17 protein-coding genes and 1 tRNA gene are annotated in these 17,668 nt (G+C 60.1%); 9 read left to right on the top strand and 9 right to left on the bottom strand.

The window, feature by feature from the left end; all coding sequences use genetic code 11:
• The first annotated feature begins 24 nt into the window (after positions 1-24).
• Positions 25-2,898, top strand: a complete 2,874-nt coding sequence (locus tag SIN04_RS04610) for an EAL domain-containing protein (RefSeq protein WP_423136012.1) — start codon at positions 25-27, stop codon at positions 2,896-2,898.
• A gap of 143 nt (positions 2,899-3,041) precedes the next feature.
• Here SIN04_RS04610 and SIN04_RS04605 read toward each other — a convergent pair whose 3' ends face one another.
• The gene (locus SIN04_RS04605; protein WP_134486564.1) at positions 3,042-3,251 is read right to left on the bottom strand and encodes a hypothetical protein; all 210 of its coding nucleotides are present in this window, start codon (positions 3,249-3,251) and stop codon (positions 3,042-3,044) included.
• An 89-nt stretch (positions 3,252-3,340) separates the two neighbouring features.
• A complete protein-coding gene (locus SIN04_RS04600; protein WP_423135992.1) occupies positions 3,341-3,949 on the bottom strand; it encodes a YqgE/AlgH family protein in 609 nt (202 codons plus the stop codon).
• Positions 3,950-3,951: 2 nt separating this feature from the next.
• On the opposite strand from SIN04_RS04600, the gene SIN04_RS04595 reads away from it, so the two are divergent.
• Positions 3,952-5,079 (top strand): protein-disulfide reductase DsbD domain-containing protein, encoded by a 1,128-nt coding sequence (locus SIN04_RS04595; RefSeq protein WP_341264241.1) that lies wholly within the window; start codon positions 3,952-3,954, stop codon positions 5,077-5,079.
• A gap of 69 nt (positions 5,080-5,148) precedes the next feature.
• Positions 5,149-5,634: a peroxiredoxin gene (locus SIN04_RS04590; protein ID WP_134486555.1), complete on the top strand. Its 486-nt coding sequence runs from the start codon at positions 5,149-5,151 to the stop codon at positions 5,632-5,634.
• Positions 5,635-5,664: 30 nt separating this feature from the next.
• Here the strand turns inward: SIN04_RS04590 and rnhA are convergent, their stop codons facing one another.
• From rnhA to SIN04_RS04570, 4 genes are all read right to left on the bottom strand, one after another.
• Positions 5,665-6,129 (bottom strand): ribonuclease HI, encoded by a 465-nt coding sequence (gene rnhA / locus SIN04_RS04585; RefSeq protein ID WP_134486552.1) that lies wholly within the window; start codon positions 6,127-6,129, stop codon positions 5,665-5,667.
• Positions 6,126-7,091 carry a homoserine kinase gene (gene thrB / locus SIN04_RS04580; RefSeq protein WP_134486549.1) on the bottom strand — a complete coding sequence of 322 codons (966 nt, stop codon included), beginning with the start codon at positions 7,089-7,091 and terminating at the stop codon, positions 6,126-6,128. Before thrB ends, rnhA begins: the two co-directional genes overlap by 4 nt.
• A 132-nt stretch (positions 7,092-7,223) precedes the next feature.
• Positions 7,224-7,958 (bottom strand): DUF502 domain-containing protein, encoded by a 735-nt coding sequence (locus SIN04_RS04575; protein WP_134486546.1) that lies wholly within the window; start codon positions 7,956-7,958, stop codon positions 7,224-7,226.
• A gap of 517 nt (positions 7,959-8,475) precedes the next feature.
• Positions 8,476-8,904 carry a hypothetical protein gene (locus tag SIN04_RS04570; RefSeq protein WP_134486543.1) on the bottom strand — a complete coding sequence of 143 codons (429 nt, stop codon included), beginning with the start codon at positions 8,902-8,904 and terminating at the stop codon, positions 8,476-8,478.
• Positions 8,905-9,367: 463 nt separating this feature from the next.
• Here SIN04_RS04570 and SIN04_RS04565 point away from each other — a divergent pair, with 463 nt between their 5' ends.
• Positions 9,368-11,077, top strand: coding sequence for an MFS transporter (locus tag SIN04_RS04565; RefSeq protein WP_244605670.1), 1,710 nt, complete (start codon positions 9,368-9,370; stop codon positions 11,075-11,077).
• Positions 11,078-11,179: 102 nt separating this feature from the next.
• Here the strand turns inward: SIN04_RS04565 and SIN04_RS04560 are convergent, their stop codons facing one another.
• Positions 11,180-11,488: a hypothetical protein gene (locus SIN04_RS04560; protein WP_166795844.1), complete on the bottom strand. Its 309-nt coding sequence runs from the start codon at positions 11,486-11,488 to the stop codon at positions 11,180-11,182.
• A gap of 365 nt (positions 11,489-11,853) precedes the next feature.
• Between SIN04_RS04560 and SIN04_RS04555 the strand changes: the two genes are divergently transcribed.
• Together SIN04_RS04555 and SIN04_RS04550 are read left to right on the top strand one after the other, a co-directional pair.
• Positions 11,854-11,929, top strand: a tRNA-Thr gene (locus SIN04_RS04555).
• Between the two features lie 235 nt (positions 11,930-12,164).
• Positions 12,165-12,992 carry a hypothetical protein gene (locus SIN04_RS04550; RefSeq protein WP_134486540.1) on the top strand — a complete coding sequence of 276 codons (828 nt, stop codon included), beginning with the start codon at positions 12,165-12,167 and terminating at the stop codon, positions 12,990-12,992.
• A 976-nt stretch (positions 12,993-13,968) separates the two neighbouring features.
• On the opposite strand, the gene SIN04_RS04545 is transcribed toward SIN04_RS04550, so the two are convergent.
• The gene (locus SIN04_RS04545) at positions 13,969-14,256 is read right to left on the bottom strand and encodes a hypothetical protein (RefSeq protein ID WP_134486538.1); all 288 of its coding nucleotides are present in this window, start codon (positions 14,254-14,256) and stop codon (positions 13,969-13,971) included.
• A 318-nt stretch (positions 14,257-14,574) separates the two neighbouring features.
• On the opposite strand from SIN04_RS04545, the gene SIN04_RS04540 reads away from it, so the two are divergent.
• The 3 genes from SIN04_RS04540 (at position 14,575) to SIN04_RS04530 (ending at position 16,464) form a co-directional block, all read left to right on the top strand.
• Positions 14,575-14,829 (top strand): hypothetical protein, encoded by a 255-nt coding sequence (locus SIN04_RS04540; RefSeq protein WP_244605669.1) that lies wholly within the window; start codon positions 14,575-14,577, stop codon positions 14,827-14,829.
• A 651-nt stretch (positions 14,830-15,480) separates the two neighbouring features.
• Positions 15,481-15,690 (top strand): hypothetical protein, encoded by a 210-nt coding sequence (locus tag SIN04_RS04535; protein WP_134486535.1) that lies wholly within the window; start codon positions 15,481-15,483, stop codon positions 15,688-15,690.
• Positions 15,691-16,044: 354 nt separating this feature from the next.
• Positions 16,045-16,464, top strand: a complete 420-nt coding sequence (locus SIN04_RS04530; RefSeq protein ID WP_134486532.1) for a CBS domain-containing protein — start codon at positions 16,045-16,047, stop codon at positions 16,462-16,464.
• Positions 16,465-16,671: 207 nt separating this feature from the next.
• Here the strand turns inward: SIN04_RS04530 and SIN04_RS04525 are convergent, their stop codons facing one another.
• On the bottom strand, positions 16,672-16,863 hold the full coding sequence (locus SIN04_RS04525) for a hypothetical protein (RefSeq protein WP_134486529.1): 192 nt from the start codon (positions 16,861-16,863) through the stop codon (positions 16,672-16,674).
• Positions 16,864-17,668 lie beyond the last annotated feature (805 nt).

Genomic DNA, 17,668 nt, shown 5'->3' with positions numbered 1-17,668 from the left:
ACAGGTAAATCACTCTTGGCGGGCATTGCTCATTATTTTCGTTGTCTCATCCTTCTCGCGGCGCTCGCGGCGGGCTTGAGCCCAGCGCGAGCGATCGAATCCGTGCGGGTTCCACTCGATTCTCAGGTGATCGACCTCACCAAGGCGATCGAAAGCTATAATTCCGCCGGCGATCGCCTGCTCGTCTCGACGGCTCCGGGGTCGGACGGGATCGTCCGGCGCATCGAGGTGCGCGCCAGAGAACAGGGAACGCGTCCGAACTGGATCGTCTTCGCGCTGACCAACGACACCGGGGAACAGATCGAACGCCTGATCGTCGCGCCGCACTTCCGCCTCGTCGGCTCCGGCGTCATCTGGCCCGATCTCGGCGCGACGCGCATTTCCGCGATCACCGCGAGCCAGGGCTTTCCGCCGGAGCGTGAGGACAGCGAGGATGCCGATGTTTTCCGGCTGACCCTCGATCCGGGAACGACCGTCACCTATGTCGCCGAATTGCGCACGCCCAACCTGCCCCAGCTCCACCTCTGGGAGCCGGACGCCTATAAGGACAGGATGACGAGCCTTTCGCTCTACAAGGGCATCGTCATCGGCGTCGCCGGCCTCCTCGCCCTGTTCTTGACCATCGTCTTCGTCATCAAGGGCGCTGTGATCTTTCCCGCCGCGGCGGCGCTCGCCTGGACGGTGCTCGCCTATGTCTGCATCGACTTTGGCTTCTGGGGAAAGATTTTCGGCACCGAGGGCCAATCGGACCGGATCTGGCGCGCCGGCGCCGAGACCATCCTCGCAGCGACGCTGCTGGTTTTTCTGTTCGCCTATCTGAACCTCAACCGCTGGCACGTTCGGGCCTCCCACGTCGCAGCGATCTGGCTGATTTTCCTTGCCGCGCTCGTCGGCCTCTCGGTCTATGACGCGCCGGTCGCCGCGGGCGTCGCGCGCATTTCGCTCGCAACCATCGGCGTCGTCGGCTTTGTCCTCGTGTTGTATCTCGCCGTTCACGGCTACGACCGCGCGGTGATGCTGATCCCGACCTGGTTCCTGCTGCTCGCCTGGATCATCGGCGCCGCCTTTACCGTCACAGGAACGCTGACCAATGATCTCGTTTCCCCGGCGCTGATCGGCGGCCTCGTGCTGATCGTCATGCTCATCGGCTTCACCATCATGCAAAATGCGTTCGTCGGCAGCGGCCTCGCCCACGGCGCTGTGTCCGACATCGAGCGCAAGGCGCTGGCTCTGACTGGCAGCGGCGACATCATCTTCGATTGGGACGTCGCCGCCGACCGGGTCTATGTCAGTCCCGAGGTCGAGGCTCAACTGGGCCTCGCCCGCGGCGCGCTCGAGGGACCGGCCTCGAACTGGCTCGACGCGCTGCATCCGCTCGAGCGCGACCGCTACCGCGCCTGCCTCGACGCCATGCTGGAGCAGCGGCGCGGCCGCATCAATCAGGATTTCCGCCTGCGCGCCTTTGACGGCCAGCATTTCTGGTTCCGCATGAAGGCGCGGCCCGTGATCGGTCCGGACGGAGAAGTCTTGCGCATCGTCGGCGCGCTGAGCGACATCACGGAAATCAAGACCGCGGAGGAACGGCTTCTGCACGACGCCGTGCATGACAATCTGACCGGGCTGCCCAATCGCGAATTGTTCTTCGACCGGCTCGACGCGGCGCTGACCCTCGCCCAAAGCGACCCGAAAGTGCGCCCGACCGTCATCAGCATCGACATCGACCGCTTCAAGCAGATCAATGAAGCGGTCGGACTTTCGGCCGGTGATTCGATCCTCCTCACTTTGGCGCGGCGCCTTGGCCGCATCCTGAAGCCGCAGGATACGCTCGCGCGCCTTTCGGGCGATCAATTCGCGGCGCTCATCGTCTCAGAACCCGAAACCGAACAGATTACCGCGCTGGCCAATGTCGTGCGGCGCGTCGCCTCGACGCCGGTGACGTTCAGCGACAAGGAAATTCCGCTTACCGCCTCGATCGGCCTCGCCCTCTACGACCCGCAGCTCCACGCCAAGCGCGAGGACATGCTGAAGGACGCGGAAATCGCCATGCGTCACGGCAAACGGCTCGGCGGCAATCGCATTGAGGTGTTCCGGGCGACGATGCGGACCTTGCGGTCAGACCGCTTCGGCCTTGCGGCGGACCTGCGCCGGGCGCTCGATCGCGGCGAGATGAAGGTTTACTTCCAGCCGATCGTGCGTCTCGAGGATCGCACCGTCGCCGGCTTCGAGGCTTTGCTGCGGTGGGATCATCCCCGCCTTGGCCGTCTCAATCCCGGCGAATTTATCGGCGTCGCCGAAGAGACAGGCGTCATCATCGATCTCGGCATTTTCGCGCTGGAGCGGGCAGCGCGCGAACTCGCCGCCTGGCAGCGCGCGCTCGACGTAGATCCGCCGATCTTCGTCAGCGTCAACGTCTCGTCTCGGCAATTGCTGCGCCACGATCTCCTGCATGACGTCAAGACCGTGCTGTCGCGCGTCGATGTCAGCCCCGGCTCGCTAAAGCTCGAACTGACCGAGAGTCTCGTCATGGAAAACCCTGAATATGCGGCGCAGATCCTGACCCGCATCCGCGATCTCGGCGCCGGGCTATCGCTCGATGATTTCGGCACCGGCTATTCGTCGCTCGCCTATTTGCAGCGGTTTCCTTTCGACACGATCAAGATTGATCGCTCTTTCGTGCGTCAAAACGGCGCCGGGGCGAGGCCGGTCATCCTGCGCTCCATCGTAACGCTCGCGCATGATCTTGGCATGGAAGTCGTCGCCGAAGGCGCCGAGGCGGAATCGGACGCGATCGAACTTTATCAACTCGGCTGCGAATACGCTCAAGGCTTCGCCTTCGGTCATCCGATCAGCGCCGCCGACGCCCGCAAGCTTGTCGGAGCGGCGACGATCGCCGCTTGATCCGGGCGGTCCGCAGCTCGCCTCGCATCAGCACGCCGCGCCAGAGCATGACGTCGAAAAGTGGCAGACTTTTCGGGGCCACATCATGCGTTGAAACAAAGGTTTCACGAGCGAAATGCGATTCCGCTTGAACGCATTCTTCGCTAGATCCGACTAAGGGATTCAGCGGCAATCTTGCGGCAGGTGATATGCCCTTCAATCGAAGCCTCGCCTTCTCCCTCCTCGCCGGCAATGCTTTCCAGCGCCTTGCGTGCGATTTCCAGGCAATCCCTCGTATGGGACAGGGTCTTCGTCAGATGCGCGATGACCCTGTTCTTTTCGTCGAGTTCTTGAGCGTGTTCTTCGTCGGTCATCTGCTCGCCTCCCCGATAGCAAGTTGCGATTTCGGCTCCCTCCCGAACTTCGGTTGGGGGCGCGCTGAGCTTATGCGAGCGCGGCGAACTCAGGCATGGCCGAGATCCGAGGAGAGCCGCCTCAGGTCGATGCCGACTTTGTGCAGCGCACGCTCATATTTCGAGCCAAGCGCCTCATCAAAGATCAGCGAAGCGTCGGCCGGAATGTTGAGCCAGCCATTTTCCTGCATCTCGGCCTCGAGCTGACCGGCCGACCAGCCCGCGTAGCCAAGCGCGAGCAGCGCCCGGTCAGGCCCAGCCCCGCGCGCGATCGCGCGCAAGATGTCGATCGTCGCGGTCAAGGACACGCCATTATCGATCGGCAATGTCGAATTATCGATGAAGAAATCGTTGGAATGGAGAACAAATCCCCTGCCGGTCTCCACCGGGCCGCCTTTCAGGACCTGCACCGATCCGGCTTGCGCGGGCAAGCGTATCGCCTCATCGGCCTTGATCACGTCGAGCTGAACGAGGAGTTCGGAAAATGTCACCTTGCGCGCCGGGCGATTGACGATGATGCCCATCGCGCCCTCCTCGGAGTGCGCGCAAAGATAGATGACCGAACGGGAGAAGCGATTGTCGGGCATTCCGGGCATGGCGACGAGCAACTGCCCATCGAGAAACCCGCCCTGGTTCTGCCGTTCACTTTCGGGAGGCATTTTTGATCCCATTTTCTCCGCCTCATTCTGCTGAAATTGCATCGACGCCAGTATGTAACTGCTGTCTAGTCTCCATCCTTGGCTTCCACGATCGCCCGATCCCGCATTTCTATCACTTCAATGTAGGTTGCAGCTTTCGCGCACGCAAAATACCTTGTCTCTTTCTCAACAGGTTCAGCGATCAAACAAATGTCATGCAAATGTCTCTCCAGCTTCTAAATGCCGCTTCGGCGCAAACGCGCGTGTGCGCCGTCGCAGCTCTATTTGCACTGGGATTCATGGCTGAATTACGCGCTGATCCGATCACAACTGACTGGATTTACGGAAAAAAATCGGCCGCGCGGCTGATCGCCGCACCCGGCGCCGTCAAAGGCGCCTACAAGGCCGGCGTTGAAATTCGCCTCGATCCAGACGCGCTCACCTATTGGCGCTCCCCTGGCGAAACGGGTGTGCCGCCCGTGTTCGACTTCCACGATTCGGAAAACCTCAAAGAAGCGACTGTCCAGTTTCCGACGCCTTTGCGCATCGATGAGGCTGGCCTCGATGCGTTTGGCTATCGGGGCATGGTGACGTTTCCCGTCGACGTCACGCTGGCGGACGAGAACCGGCCGGCCGTTCTGTCGGTTTCAATTGAATATGCGGTCTGCGCCGCGATCTGCCTGCCTGTGAAGGCCAAAGCGAAGCTGGAGCTGCCGGCCCATCCCGGCGAAGGCGCCGCGCCGGACGAGGCCTCGCCCGAAGAAGCCATTTTCGCGGCCGCGAAAGCCAAGGTTCCACAGCGTCTCGACGCGGCCGGGCGCGACGCCAAAATCCTGATCGGGCGCGATCGCGGCGCAACCCTGCCGACATGGCGCGTGCAAGTCCGCCCGGAGCCCCAGACCGTCGCGGCGGTCTCGACCGATCCCGGCGCCGCCCAGACCGATCTCTTCGTTGAAGGCCAGGAAGGATGGTATTTCGAATCGAAGAAGGGCGAGAAGCCGAATGAGTTTCTGATCGTCGAGGTTGAAGGGCCAAAGCCGGATGGCCTGGCCGCTAGCGCCGGCAAAATTCCGGTGACGCTTACACTCGCCGGGCCACGACAAAGCTATGAATTCGCGGTAGACCTCGGCGCGATCCCGGCCTCTCCGTAAAAGCCCCGCGCGGCGCGCCATTGACGGAGGGGACGGACGCAGGCGCGCCAAAGTGGAGGAAAAGAGACAGTGACGATCAAAGCCGGCGATCGCATCCCCAAGGCGAATTTCTCGATCATGACTCCGGAAGGTCCGGCCCTGCGCTCCACGGACGAAATTTTCAAGGGGCGCAAAGTGATTCTCATCGGCGTTCCGGGCGCCTTCACGCCAACCTGCAGCAACGCCCATCTGCCAGGATTCGTGAACAAGGCCGAGGCGTTCAAGCAAAAAGAGATCGACGAAATCGCCGTCACCAGCGTCAACGACGTTTTCGTCATGGACGCCTGGGGCAAAGCCACCGATCCCGCGGAGAAGATCAGTTTTCTTGCCGACGGCAGCGGCGATTTCGCCAGGGCGCTCGGTCTGACGCTCGATCTTTCCGAGCGCGGCCTTGGCCTGCGCTCCCAGCGCTACGCGATGTTCGTCGACGACGGCGTCGTGAAAAAGCTCAATATCGAAACGTCTCCCGGAAAGGCGGACGCTTCGAGCGCCGAGACGCTGCTGGAGCAGATCTGAGGCGGCTCCACCGCGGGCGCCGCTTCCCGCTCACGCCCCTGGCGCCGCCTTCCGCTTTGTTAGGTAGGGCGCCATTCCCTGGCGCGCCAGCAAATCGGCGCGCTCGTTCATCTCATCGCCCGCGTGGCCCTTGACCCAGCGCCAGTCAATCTCGTGGCGCTCGGTCGCGGCTTCCAGCCTCTGCCAGAGTTCGACATTCTTGACCGGCTTCCTGTCGGCCGTGCGCCAGCCGTTGCGCTTCCAGCCGGCAAGCCAGGTCGTGACGCCGCCCTTCAGATAGTTGGAATCGGTGTAGAGGTGCACGGCGCACGGCCGTGTCAAAGCCTCCAGCGCCATAATCGCGGCCATCAGCTCCATGCGGTTGTTGGTCGTCGCCGCCTCACCGCCGCTGAGCTCTTTTCTGTGATCGCCGAAGGTCAGCACGGCCCCCCAGCCGCCCGGTCCTGGATTGCCGGAACAGGCGCCATCCGTAAAAATCGTCACCTCGCGGCTCATTGGGCGAGGCCAAGCTCGCGCACGTCCGTGATCTTCTGATGGAAGCGCAATTTTTGCATGTATTCGATCGGATTTTTCGGATGCACCAGCGCGCCGGCCGGCACGTGAAGCCAATCGATCAGCCGCGTCAGCGCGAAGCGCAGGGCGGCGCCTCGGGAAAGCACTGGAATCGCCGCGATCTCGAGCGGCGTCAAGGGACGAACGCGCTGATAAGCCTCAAACAGCGCGGCTGCTTTCTGGACGTTAAAAGCGCCGTCCGCCTCGAAACACCACGCGTTGAGACAAATGGCGAGATCGTAGGCGAGATCATCGGCGCAGGCGAAATAGAAATCAATCAACCCCGGCGCCTCATCGCCGAGGAAGAGAACATTGTCCGGAAAAAGATCGGCGTGAATGATGCCGCGCGGTAGGTTTCGCGGCCAATTGGCTTCAAGGAAGCCAAGCTCCGCGGCGACCGCGGCGGCAAGGCCAGGCTCGACGTCGTCGGCGCAACAGGCGACCGGCGCGAAAAGACGCGGCCATGCGGCAAGGCTCAAACTGTTGTCGCGAGAGCCTTTGAAGTCTGCGGCGGCCTGATGCAGCCGGGCGAGAGCCCCGCCAAGCCTGGCGCAATCGCTGACCGTCGGCCGGTTGTGGCAAATTCCTTCGAGGAAAGTGACGATGGCCGCGGGACGCCCCGAAAGCTTGCCGAGAGCCGCCCCCGAACGCGCCCGCACCGGCCTCGGGCAGTTAATCCCCCGGGCGCAAAGATGATCCATGAGCCCGAGAAAGAACGGCAGATTTTCTTCCTCCACGCGCTTCTCGTAAAGGGTGAGGATGAAGGAGCCCTTTTCGGTGTGGAGAAGATAATTGGAGTTCTCGACGCCTTCGGCGATGCCCTTCAGCGAACGGACGCAGCCGAGATCATAGCTGTCGAGGAAGGCGGCCAGATCCGCATCGGAGACTTCGGTATAGACGGCCATTCGGCATCCGGTGGAAAGGAAATGAGTCGCGGCCCCGGCTCCAGGCGCCGGGCGAGAGAATGGGTGTTAGCCACAAGGACGCCGCCGGTCAATTTGCGCGGCCTATTCAGGCTCAACCGGCTGCGTCGCCCTTCAGGCGGTTTCATGCTCGGGATTTCGCGCCAGGGCGGCGAGGACCGCCCGCGCGTCCGGCTGGATGACGCCGCAGGACATGATGAGTTTGGCGGCGGCGTCGGGCGCGATCGCGACCTCGATGACCTCGCGCGCCGGCAGGTAAAAATAGAAGCCTGTGGTCGGGTTCGGCGTGCACGGCAGGAACACCGACACATAGTTTTCGTCCTGAGCCAAATGGTTGCCGATGAGTTCCCCCGGCGGCGCCGAGATGAAGACGAGCGACCAGGAGCCCTTGTTCGGAAATTCGATGAGCCCGACTTTGCGGAACGTCGTGCCGGACTGTGAAAACAAGGTCTCGAAAATCTGCTTCACGCTCTTGTAGATCGACCTCACGATAGGCATGCGCGCCAGGATCGCCTCGCCGATCTTGATTAAAGTGCGGCCGGCGAGATTATGCGCGAGGAAGCCGAGAAAGGTCAGGGCCAGAAAGGCGACGACGACGCCAAGCCCCGGCACGCGGAACGACAGATAGGCGTCCGGCAGCGCATTGCCCGGGATCAGGCCGCGGACCCAATTGTCGATTGTGTCGACGAACCACCACACGATATAGGCCGTCACCGCCAGCGGACCGGCGACGACCACGCCGGTCAGAAACCAGTTGCGGATACGGGCGCCGACGCCCGATCCCCTGGCGACCGGTTCAGGCGAGTCTGCCGGCGTCTGCGGAACTATCTGCGGCGGAACCTGCGTCATGCTTTGTCCCCCGGCTCCTGCCGTCCTGCAGCCGAGCCTCATCCGTCTGTCGCAAGAATAAGGCCTCAAGCAATCCGGCCTGCGAAGGGCAAAATTCGCTCTGGGTCCAGGCGTCGCGGCCCTTGCTTTAATCCTATAGCACAGGCAATGGCGCGCGCGCGATCGGGAGAGCTGAGCCGTTGCCGTCTCGCTGAAAAATTCTTCCGCATTTATTGCTTTTTCATGGGCATTTTGCCGCATTTCGACGTGACAATGCGTCGCTCGTAGGCTACACGAGCAGCAAGCTGAAAGTGCCATTGCTGGCGACAATTCGGCGTCTTAGTCCAAGTCTCGGGAGGATGCCGGTTGCACGTCGCGCCACACGGTGGCGCACCTTGCGCTTTCCAGGGTCAGCGCGCAAATAGGCGGGGTTGAAGCCGGACTGGGGTGGGAATGCTGGGGCATTCCTGCCCCTTTCTGTTTAACCGGCCGGATCAGCGCGTTGGCGCCCGCGCTGATCTACTGCCGGGATCATCCGCTATTTGCTGTCGATTGGGTTCGCTGGGGCCGGCGGCGTCATGGCCGGCGGCGCGTCGGCCGGGACTTTTCCGTTGAACGGACGCACCGAGGAACCTGGCCTGTTCAACTGGCTGGCGTCATCGTACATTTCGATGCATGTCAGAATTTCGACATAGCTCGGCATGGGCGAAATGCCTTGAGCAACGCAATTGGCCCGATTTTCCGGCTTGTAACGGGACCAGTTCTTCTTCAGTTGCGCCAGTGCGTCGTTCTCGTCCTGCATACAGCCCTTATAGGCCAGCTTATCGTCCTGACCGCCGCCGAAGCCGAAAGCCTGCGCTTCACGGCAGGACTTTTCGACATCGAGCTTTGGCACGCCGACCGGGGCGGCGCGCGAGATCGGGGCAAGCAGCGAACATAAAGCGAGCGCCGCAAACAGGCGTTTCATGCAAATTCTCCCAATCCAGCGGACGTGCTCAGGCGGTAGCGCCTCATCACGCAGAAAATTCCGGCAAGAGCCGCAAAACTCACTCAGGAACTCCGAAGTCTCGCCTTTGGGGGCGGATCCCGCAAGGCGGACCACGAGAATTCTTCCCTTCATTGCATGGGCTTGTGTCGGGGCGCAAATAGGGCCTGCGTTGCGCGCATAAAGTCCTCCTGCGTTGCGCGCATAAAGTCCTGGCGCCTGAAGTCCCGGCCAACTCCAGCGTCGCGCGGACGAACCAAGCCGAACCCCAAACGGCGCGACGTTTCGCCGCAATTATCGTTGACAAACGTCGGCGGCGGTCATTTCCTGCTTCAAGGCTCCTCCTCAAGCTGAAGCCTGCCTGGCGCTATTCCGGGCAGCGGAATAGCGCCAGAAGGACCACAAAAAGACATGCTGCCAAGCAGCCAACAGCCAGGATAAGCACATGGCGGTAGTAACAATTTCGAGAGAGGAAATCGCCAGGCCGGCGCCCATGACGGACGCCGAGAAGCGGGTGATTCTGGCGTCCTCGCTCGGCACGGTCTTCGACTGGTATGATTTTTATCTCTACGGATCCCTGGCGAGCATCATCGGCGCTCAATTCTTCAGTCAATTCCCGAAGGCGACGGCGGATATTTTCGCCCTGCTCGCCTTCGCCGCCGGCTTTGTCGTCCGCCCCTTCGGCGCCCTCGTCTTTGGGCGGCTCGGCGATCTCGTCGGGCGCAAATACACCTTCCTCCTCACCATCCTGATCATGGGGTTTTCGACATTTATCGTCGGGTTTTTGCCAAATTACCATGCGATCGGCATTGCGGCGCCCATCATTTTGATCGGGGCCAGGCTTTTGCAGGGCCTTGCCCTTGGCGGCGAATATGGCGGCGCGGCGACCTATGTCGCAGAGCACGCCCCGGCGGGGCGGCGGGGATTCTATACATCCTGGATCCAGACGACGGCGACGCTCGGCCTGTTCCTGTCGCTTCTCGTCATCCTCTTCACGCGGAGCATCTTTGGCGAGCCCGCCTTCGCCAGTTTCGCTTGGCGCATTCCCTTCTTTGTCTCCGTGGTGCTGCTCGGCGTCTCCTTGTGGATCCGGTTGAAGCTGAACGAATCGCCAGCCTTTCTCAGGATGAAGCAAAACGGCGCAGGCTCGAAAACGCCGCTGCGCGAGGCTTTCGGCAATTGGCCGAACGCGAAGATTGCTCTGCTTGCTCTATTCGGCCTGACGATGGGACAAGGCGTTGTCTGGTATACCGGGCAATTCTACGCTTTGGTGTTCATGCAATCGATCCTCAAGGTCGACGGCTATACCGCCAATCTGCTGATAGCCTGGTCCCTGGTGCTTGGAACCGGCTTTTTCGTTTTCTTCGGTTGGCTGTCGGACAAGATCGGCCGGAAGACCGTCATCATGTTTGGCTGCCTCGCCGCGGCGGCGACCTATTTTCCGATTTTCCAGCGCATCACGACTTACGCCAATCCGGCGCTCGCGGCGGCGCTCGAGAATGTCTCCGTGACGGTCGTCGCAAACCCGGCCAATTGCGGCAGTCTGTTCAATCCTATCGGAACGCGCTCATTCACCGCGCCATGCGACATCGCACGCGATGTTTTGGCCAAAAGCTCGGTCAAATACACGCGCGTCGACACGGCCATCGAGGAGCCGGTCAAAGTCCTCATAGGATCGAAGGAAATAGCCGTCCCCGACGCGAGCGACGTCGCAGGTGATCCAAAAGCCGTCAGAGCCGCCTTCGACATGAAACTCACCGCGGCTCTGCAAGACGCCGGTTATCCGGACGCCAATGATCCAGGCATCGTCAAGATGTCGAATCCGCTCGACATTTTTCGCCCCCAGGTCGCCGGCATCATCGGGCTGCTTTTCGTGCTCGTCCTTTATGTGACGATGGTCTACGGGCCGATCGCCGCCGCGCTCGTCGAATTATTCCCGACGCGCATTCGCTACACGTCCCTGTCCCTGCCCTATCACATTGGCAATGGCTGGTTCGGCGGCCTGCTGCCGGCGACCGCGTTCGCCATGGTCGCGCAGACCGGGGATATTTATTACGGGCTCTGGTATCCGATCATCGTCGCCATGGCCTGTTTCGTCATTGGCGTGCTGTTCGTTCCTGAAACAAAGGACCGGGATATTTACGCGCAGGACTGACGGCCGAATGACCGGCCGCGCCGTCGACGCTTTGTGCTTTGAAACAAATGGGCCGCTCGTTGAGCGGCCCATTTCATCGGCGCTTAGGCGCTTTTCATGTCGTCACTCGCAGACTTGAACTCGCTGGATCACGTAAGCGTAGCCGTTCCAGACCTGTTGCGGTTCAAACCAGCAGCGGGGCGGCGGCGGCGCATAGACGGGCGCATAATATCCGTAGCCGGGCGGAGGCGGAGGAGGCGCGCCGGCGCCGGCGATGGCGCTTCCTGCGATGGCGCCGACGGCGAGCCCCCCCAGCAGACCGGCGGCGACCGCGCCGGCGTCCTGCGCTTGAGCTGGAACGCAAACCGCGGCGAAACACGCGGCGGCGACGCTCAGCGCCATCCCGGTCCTGATAGTCTTACCCAAGTTCATCGGCATTCATCCCTCCGCAGCTGACGCCGGAATGGCGCGTTCACGGTCGACGTCGAGCTTTGTCGCGCCTTCGCGGCAACATTAGGTCAAATCGCCTAATATTTGGTAGCGCGGCGCCATCTCAACCTCCGGCGGCACGGACGGCGGGCGGCAAAGAAAAAACGCCTCAGAAAACCCCGAGTCGGTGTGCGGACGCAGGCCGCCAAGGCGGTTGCCAAACAGTCGGCGCGCTGCTAGAGCATCGGCGCTTCGAGGCGATCGACCATCGCCTCTATCTCTTTGTTTTGATGCACGATCTTAACTAAAGAAATAGAAATCAACATCGAAGCGTCCATGCGCTAGCTCGCTAATGGCGGCGCCGCGAGGCCGGTTTAGCTCAGTTGGTAGAGCAACTCATTTGTAATGAGAAGGTCGCGGGTTCGACTCCTGCAACCGGCACCAAATCAACTAATTGAAATTACTTGTATTTCAGCGCAATTGCGCGACATTCCCGTAAGTGATTGCGGGGAAAATTTGCGGAACAAGCGGCGTACAAATGCGAAGTCTGGGACAGAAAGTCCCGAAACAGTCCCGAACTGACGCGGCCAATTACGCGACTCGGCCGATCAAAACAAAGATTAAGCACGAACTGAGAAGCAGGCTCGCCTGCGAAAAGGGGCCTTGCTATCCTCGGCCGATGGCCAAACGCCCCGCCCCGCCGCGCCCGCGACCGCGTAAGACAGACGTCACCGCGGAGCCGGTGGCGAGCCGCGCGGTCGTTCCGAAGCCGGCCGCGCCGGGCCGCCGTGCGATCGGATGGGCCGTAGCGCTGATGGACCGTATTCCGACTTTGCAACGTTTTACGATAGTCATCTCTATAATCGTTCTCGGGATTTTGATTTTCTGGTACCACAACAAGATAGATTTCGAGAAATCTTTGAAATCACACACAGTCGTATGGCAGAGTAAACTAGCCGTTTATACGGAATCGGAAGCAGAATTTTCGCACATTTTATTTCCACCGACGTCGGATCATATTGGGCTAGTGGTCATGAATATAAAAGTTATCAACGACTCTGACGACGAGATGAGAAATATAAAATCGATCGTACTGCGCTATACGATCGCCGGTAAGCCGAAAGAGGCTGGGCCGATCGATATGCTGACCCACACGATGTATTCGCCGCAACGTAAGACGAATATACAATACATTCGCATAAGGCATGGTTCTGTTGGAGCGGTTATTGAGGATTGGAGGAATATCTCTGATGTAGCAGCCGACACCCCGACGCTCCCGCCAAAGGGTGTGTTGTCTGGTTGCGCCGTTTTTCAATTCGATTTCAACACCGCGGAAACTCTGAACAACGTCAGCAATCCACAACTCGTTGTTAAAGAATATTCGGATCGGGAAACTGTCCTCGATTTGTCGACCAATGATTGGTCAAAAAATCACGTAGACGAACTTTCAATTGAAAACACGATAGAGTGCAAAGAAAAAGGATGCCAACCGCCGCCTCCACCGTGATGACGCGCCACTATCCCGCCTCATCCTGCCTAAAACTCTTTTATTGGAGGCAAGTATATAATCCTGGCGCCATGTCCCACCGCCCCCTCAAGCCGCGCTCGCTCCCCCGCAAGACCGACATCGTAGCGGAACAGATGGCGAGTCGGGCAATCGTCCCGAAGCGAGCCGCCAAGCGGCTCTTAGCGGGTGGAATGGATGCATCCCTCTCGCTCGGCGCTCGCGCCCTCGATCAGGTTCAAGCGAAAGCTTTGCCCGAACAAATACTGGCATTCTCCTGAAATACAGGCCCGCACGAAGAACGTCCGGCAAGTCTGGCGAACGCCTTCAAGGGATCGACGACGATCACTGTAGCTCGGGACAAGTATCTTCGGCAGGGACGCCTATATTTTAACATCCATACCCGCTAACCCGGGCGGCGAAATCCGCGCGCCCGTCGTCCAGAGCAACTGACTTCGCGCCTTGGATTCAGGCGCGTCAAAACAAGCTCCCGATCAAATAAATTCGCTCGATTCTGCGTTTGCGAGCGCGGTCGGCTCCCCCGCCATCTCAATTTCTTCGAGATTGGCTCGCGAAATTGTTCGTCGAGCGAGCGGCCTTCAGCTCAGATCTGGTTACTGTCGGGCTCATGCGATCGGGAAGCGAAAAGACAATTTTCCCACCCGCCGAATCGATCACTCGAACGGAGGTCGCGTCGAGCTGCTTCTTATGAAGGGCGAAGAGGTCCACAGCCCTTGATCGGACAGCAGCGGCGTCGCCGCGGAATTGCTCCGATTCAATGATGTCTCTGCCCTTGAGAAGTTCAATCCAGAAAGTCATAGCCCAGAAACGAGGCTGGACCGTGTCGGTTCCCCTTTTTGTTTCTGGCGGCGCCTTCTCCGCCCCAAGGCTTGAGGCCTTCCGCGTCTTCGCTGCGCCGGTTCCGCCGTGAGACGCGATAGCCGGCAAGCCGCCGCCGCCGCCCTCCCGGGCGAAGGACCTACCGGAATAGCGTGAAGGTCGGCGCGGAAGCGTTGAACTTCCTGCGAAGGAACATGGACCTGGACAGCATAGCGCGGGCGAGAGCGATAACGCCGCGGTGCGGCTTGGCGCTGCGCGGCTTGATGGCCGTTGCGGCGTCAACCGTCGATCGCCGATCTGTCGAATAGGCCGGCGGATCAAATTCGTCACCGCCAAATCTTGGGAAGACAGCCGGATCGGCGTAGCGGCTATAGCCGGTGGCGCGCGCGGCGTCGATCGGGCGGGATGCGGATGATCTCTGTTCCATGTCTTTTCAGCTATTAGTTATATAGTTGATGCGAGCGCTTATTTGGCAGGTTCCATCGGCTGTGTTTGTGCTGCGCCGCACATTTCGGAGAGGGACGCGACAGAACATGGCCTCGCGTCGGAAGATTTCAAACGACGGTGCTGCGCACAATCGATGCAGCGCCACTTAAGCGTAATTATACCATTCGACCGGCCGGGATATTCAACCGCTCCCGCAAACGCCCGAAAAAGAACATTTTTTTCACGATTACCAAGGGGATGATTTCCCTGGTGGCGGACTGCTCCCACGGACCGCTGAAACACGCGCTGGAGCACCGCAATGATGAAAAGGATTCTGATTACGGCCGCAATCGCTGGAATATCGCTCGCGCCCACCCTTGCAAACGCACAGGAGCGGCTCGGCGACGGCGCGATGGGGGCCCTGGCGGGCGCCTTGGTCGGCGGCCCGGTTGGCCTGGTCGCAGGCGGTGTCGTCGGCTACACGGCCGGCCCTTCAATTGCGTCGAGTTGGGGCCTCAAAAAACATAGGCGCTATCGCCACGCCCACAGCCGCCACGATCCTGGCCGGACCTGACAAAAGCTTCGTCTATTCCGTTTCAAATGTTCCGCTATCGCTTCAATCGCCGGGCAAACGATGGGCCCCGGCGCATTCAAGCAGCTACGGGGCCCTGCTTCGGCTATGCGAAGCGATCTGTGTTTTGAGCAGATTTTACGTGCGGGATAACATACGCTTGGCCTTCGCGGTGCTATCGCGCGGTGACGTCAAATTGTCGGCGGCGGCGTTTTGGCTTGGCAGTTTAGGCTTCCGCGCCACCGTGACTCCGCGCATGGCGGAGTCTGTTACACTGTCCCGGTGGAGTCATGGCCTCTCCATTGCAGTGGAACCGATGGGTTCTCGAAAAAGGCGCCTTCTACCTCCAACCGGCTCTTGTGAGCAACTGCGAAGGCCTTTGGATGCTGCTCCCTGTTCCAAGCATGTGTCAAATGTTTTCGTCACATATTTGCGGCCCCGTTGTCGCGCCACTGACGACACAATCGCCGTGATGCGGCGACCGCAATTGCGCGAATGTTTCAGCCCCAGCCGCCGGCCATCGTGAACGATGCGAGTTCCCGAAAAAAATGATTTGGAAATCCCACACCTCTATATTGCCAGACGCTTAAACGATCTCGGGAGTCATCATAAATAAGCAGGCTCACGCGCAGCCCCGGGAAAACGGAGGGAACGATGAAGGAATCGCAAATTATCCATATCCCATCGGATGCTTCACAAGAGGCGGTTGCTCTCACGCTTTTGCAACTGATTGTGTGCGCGGAAGGAAAAAAGTTTGACGCCTATTTCGGCAATGGCGTCCTGGTAGACAGGAAATGGCTTCTCGACACCTATGCTGAATGTCTTTCAGTCATCAAAAATCCAGTCGAGCGCAAGGGAAGCTAAGCAAAGGAAAAGCCAGATCAACTGAACGGCCGTCACAGCCGATCGGCATGCCTTGCCACTGACTGCGGATAGGCAGCGGTGAGATCCGCCATCGTGGGTGAGCGAAAGTCACCCATCGTCAGCCTCTCATTGCGGCGGTTTATTTAAATCATGCCCGGCTGGCTCTGCGCCAAAGTCTCGTTGGCGCGGAAATCCAATTTCCGATGCAACGATTGATTCGGATCAAGGACGGCGTCTCCGAACCGGTAATCATGAATCTTTTGCGCGAGCTTTGAAGTGTAGAATAACCAGCAGGGAGGCGCCCGGGATGGCGCGGTCATTTCGGCGCGGCGAGCGAACGAAAAGAGGTTTGCCATGAAAATAAAGAAAATCATGCACAAGGGAGTCGAATGGGTCTCGCCAGACACACCCGTGACAGCGCTGGCAAAAAAGATGCAGCAGTTGGACATAGGCGCCATTCCCATTGGTGAAAATGATCGCCTCATCGGCATGGTGACAGACCGTGACATCACGGTTCGAGGCGTCGCCAACGGCAAGGATCTCTCCGGGCTTACGGCCAGGGACGTGATGACCGCCGGCATAATCTACTGTCGAGACAATGAAGACGTGGATGATGTGGCGCGCATCATGGAAAGCAAGCAGGTGAGACGGTTGCCCGTTATAGACGCCAACAAGAGAATGGTCGGGATGATCAGCCTCGGCGATGTTTCGCATGCGGCCTCGCAGAAGATCGCGGCCGATGTGACGAGGGCTGTGTCGGCCCATCACGCCTGACCGAAAGAGCTTCGCCGGCGGTCCCGATGCCGGTTTATGGCGAGGCTCAGGGGTCCTGCTTGGGGTCTGTGGCCTTCGCCGGCGGCCAACCTTCGGGATTACGTAACGACGGTCGTGGCTCTCCCATGAAAGCTCGCAGGCCACGCTCTCTGTTGGTCCCCTGCGGCGGCGGCGCGTATCGATTTTGAATCGGCCCGGCTTTGCACATCAGGGAGCGTGGTTGGCGAGCCGATGGGACGGATGGCGTGCGTCGCCGCGGCGATTTCGTTGGCGGACATATGTAATTACCGCCTCCGGATGTTCAGTCTTGACCTTAAGCGCAGCGATAAGCGCGTCTTCAGCGTCCACCGCGATGTGATCTCTCTTTCCGTCAAGTTTTAGTCCCACGGTAAATTGCATTGGGCCGCTCCTCAATTCAGTCTTTTAGCTTAGCTTCCATGAAGCCGACACTATACCTTTCTGGCGGAGTTTTTGAGAGCGATGTGAACCGGGACTCGCGCAATGCTGATCCGGACAGATTGGCTCTCTGCGATGTCCAGCCGGGGTGGAGATGACGAGGCGCGCCGCGGCTGGCTCGATGCAGCCGACGTCATCAACACGCAGCCTGCAGCTCAACCGGGAAAGCTCCGATAGGCGCTGAAAGCTGCTCTCTTGGCCTGTAGGCGCGCCTGGCTCCAGAGCCATTCGGAACCTGTTGACGGCTTTTCGGCGCGCATCCTAAGCGTAGCCTTTGGCCTGTATCGCCTGTAAAATCCACGGCGCGTCGATCGCCGGTCCACATGCGCGACAAACATGCGCCGCGTATCAGAACACAAAGCGAGTTGTTCGCCATGCGTCGGCTGCGGGGCTCATTGATCCTGCCGCCGGGGATGAACAAACAGCCACGCTCTCGCCGCCGGTCCTTGCGCTCGCCCTGCATACACTTCCTCGGCCCATCGGCTTTCCCCACTATATGTGCTCGTTTGGGTCGATGTGTTGCTCGACGTGTTGCTTGAAGTTCGTGTGCCCGTGTTTCCGGAGCTTGTGTTTCCGGGACTGGCGCCGGCCGCTTGCGCTCCCGCTGACGTCATCATCAAGACGACTATAGCCGCCGCAGGCGCATTGATCGCAGAACGTTTCAACACTCGAGCCTCCGTTTACGCATTCGAAGCGCCTATGCTGCTGGATCGGGTAGTCTAACTCATGACGTGGATAGCGCCGCGTC

Origin of the sequence: Methylocella tundrae, from assembly GCF_038024855.1 — a bacterium.
GTDB lineage: Bacteria > Pseudomonadota > Alphaproteobacteria > Rhizobiales > Beijerinckiaceae > Methylocapsa > Methylocapsa tundrae.
The sequence above is the reverse complement of the archived record's forward strand: the minus strand, read 5'-3'. Positions and strand labels throughout refer to the sequence as shown.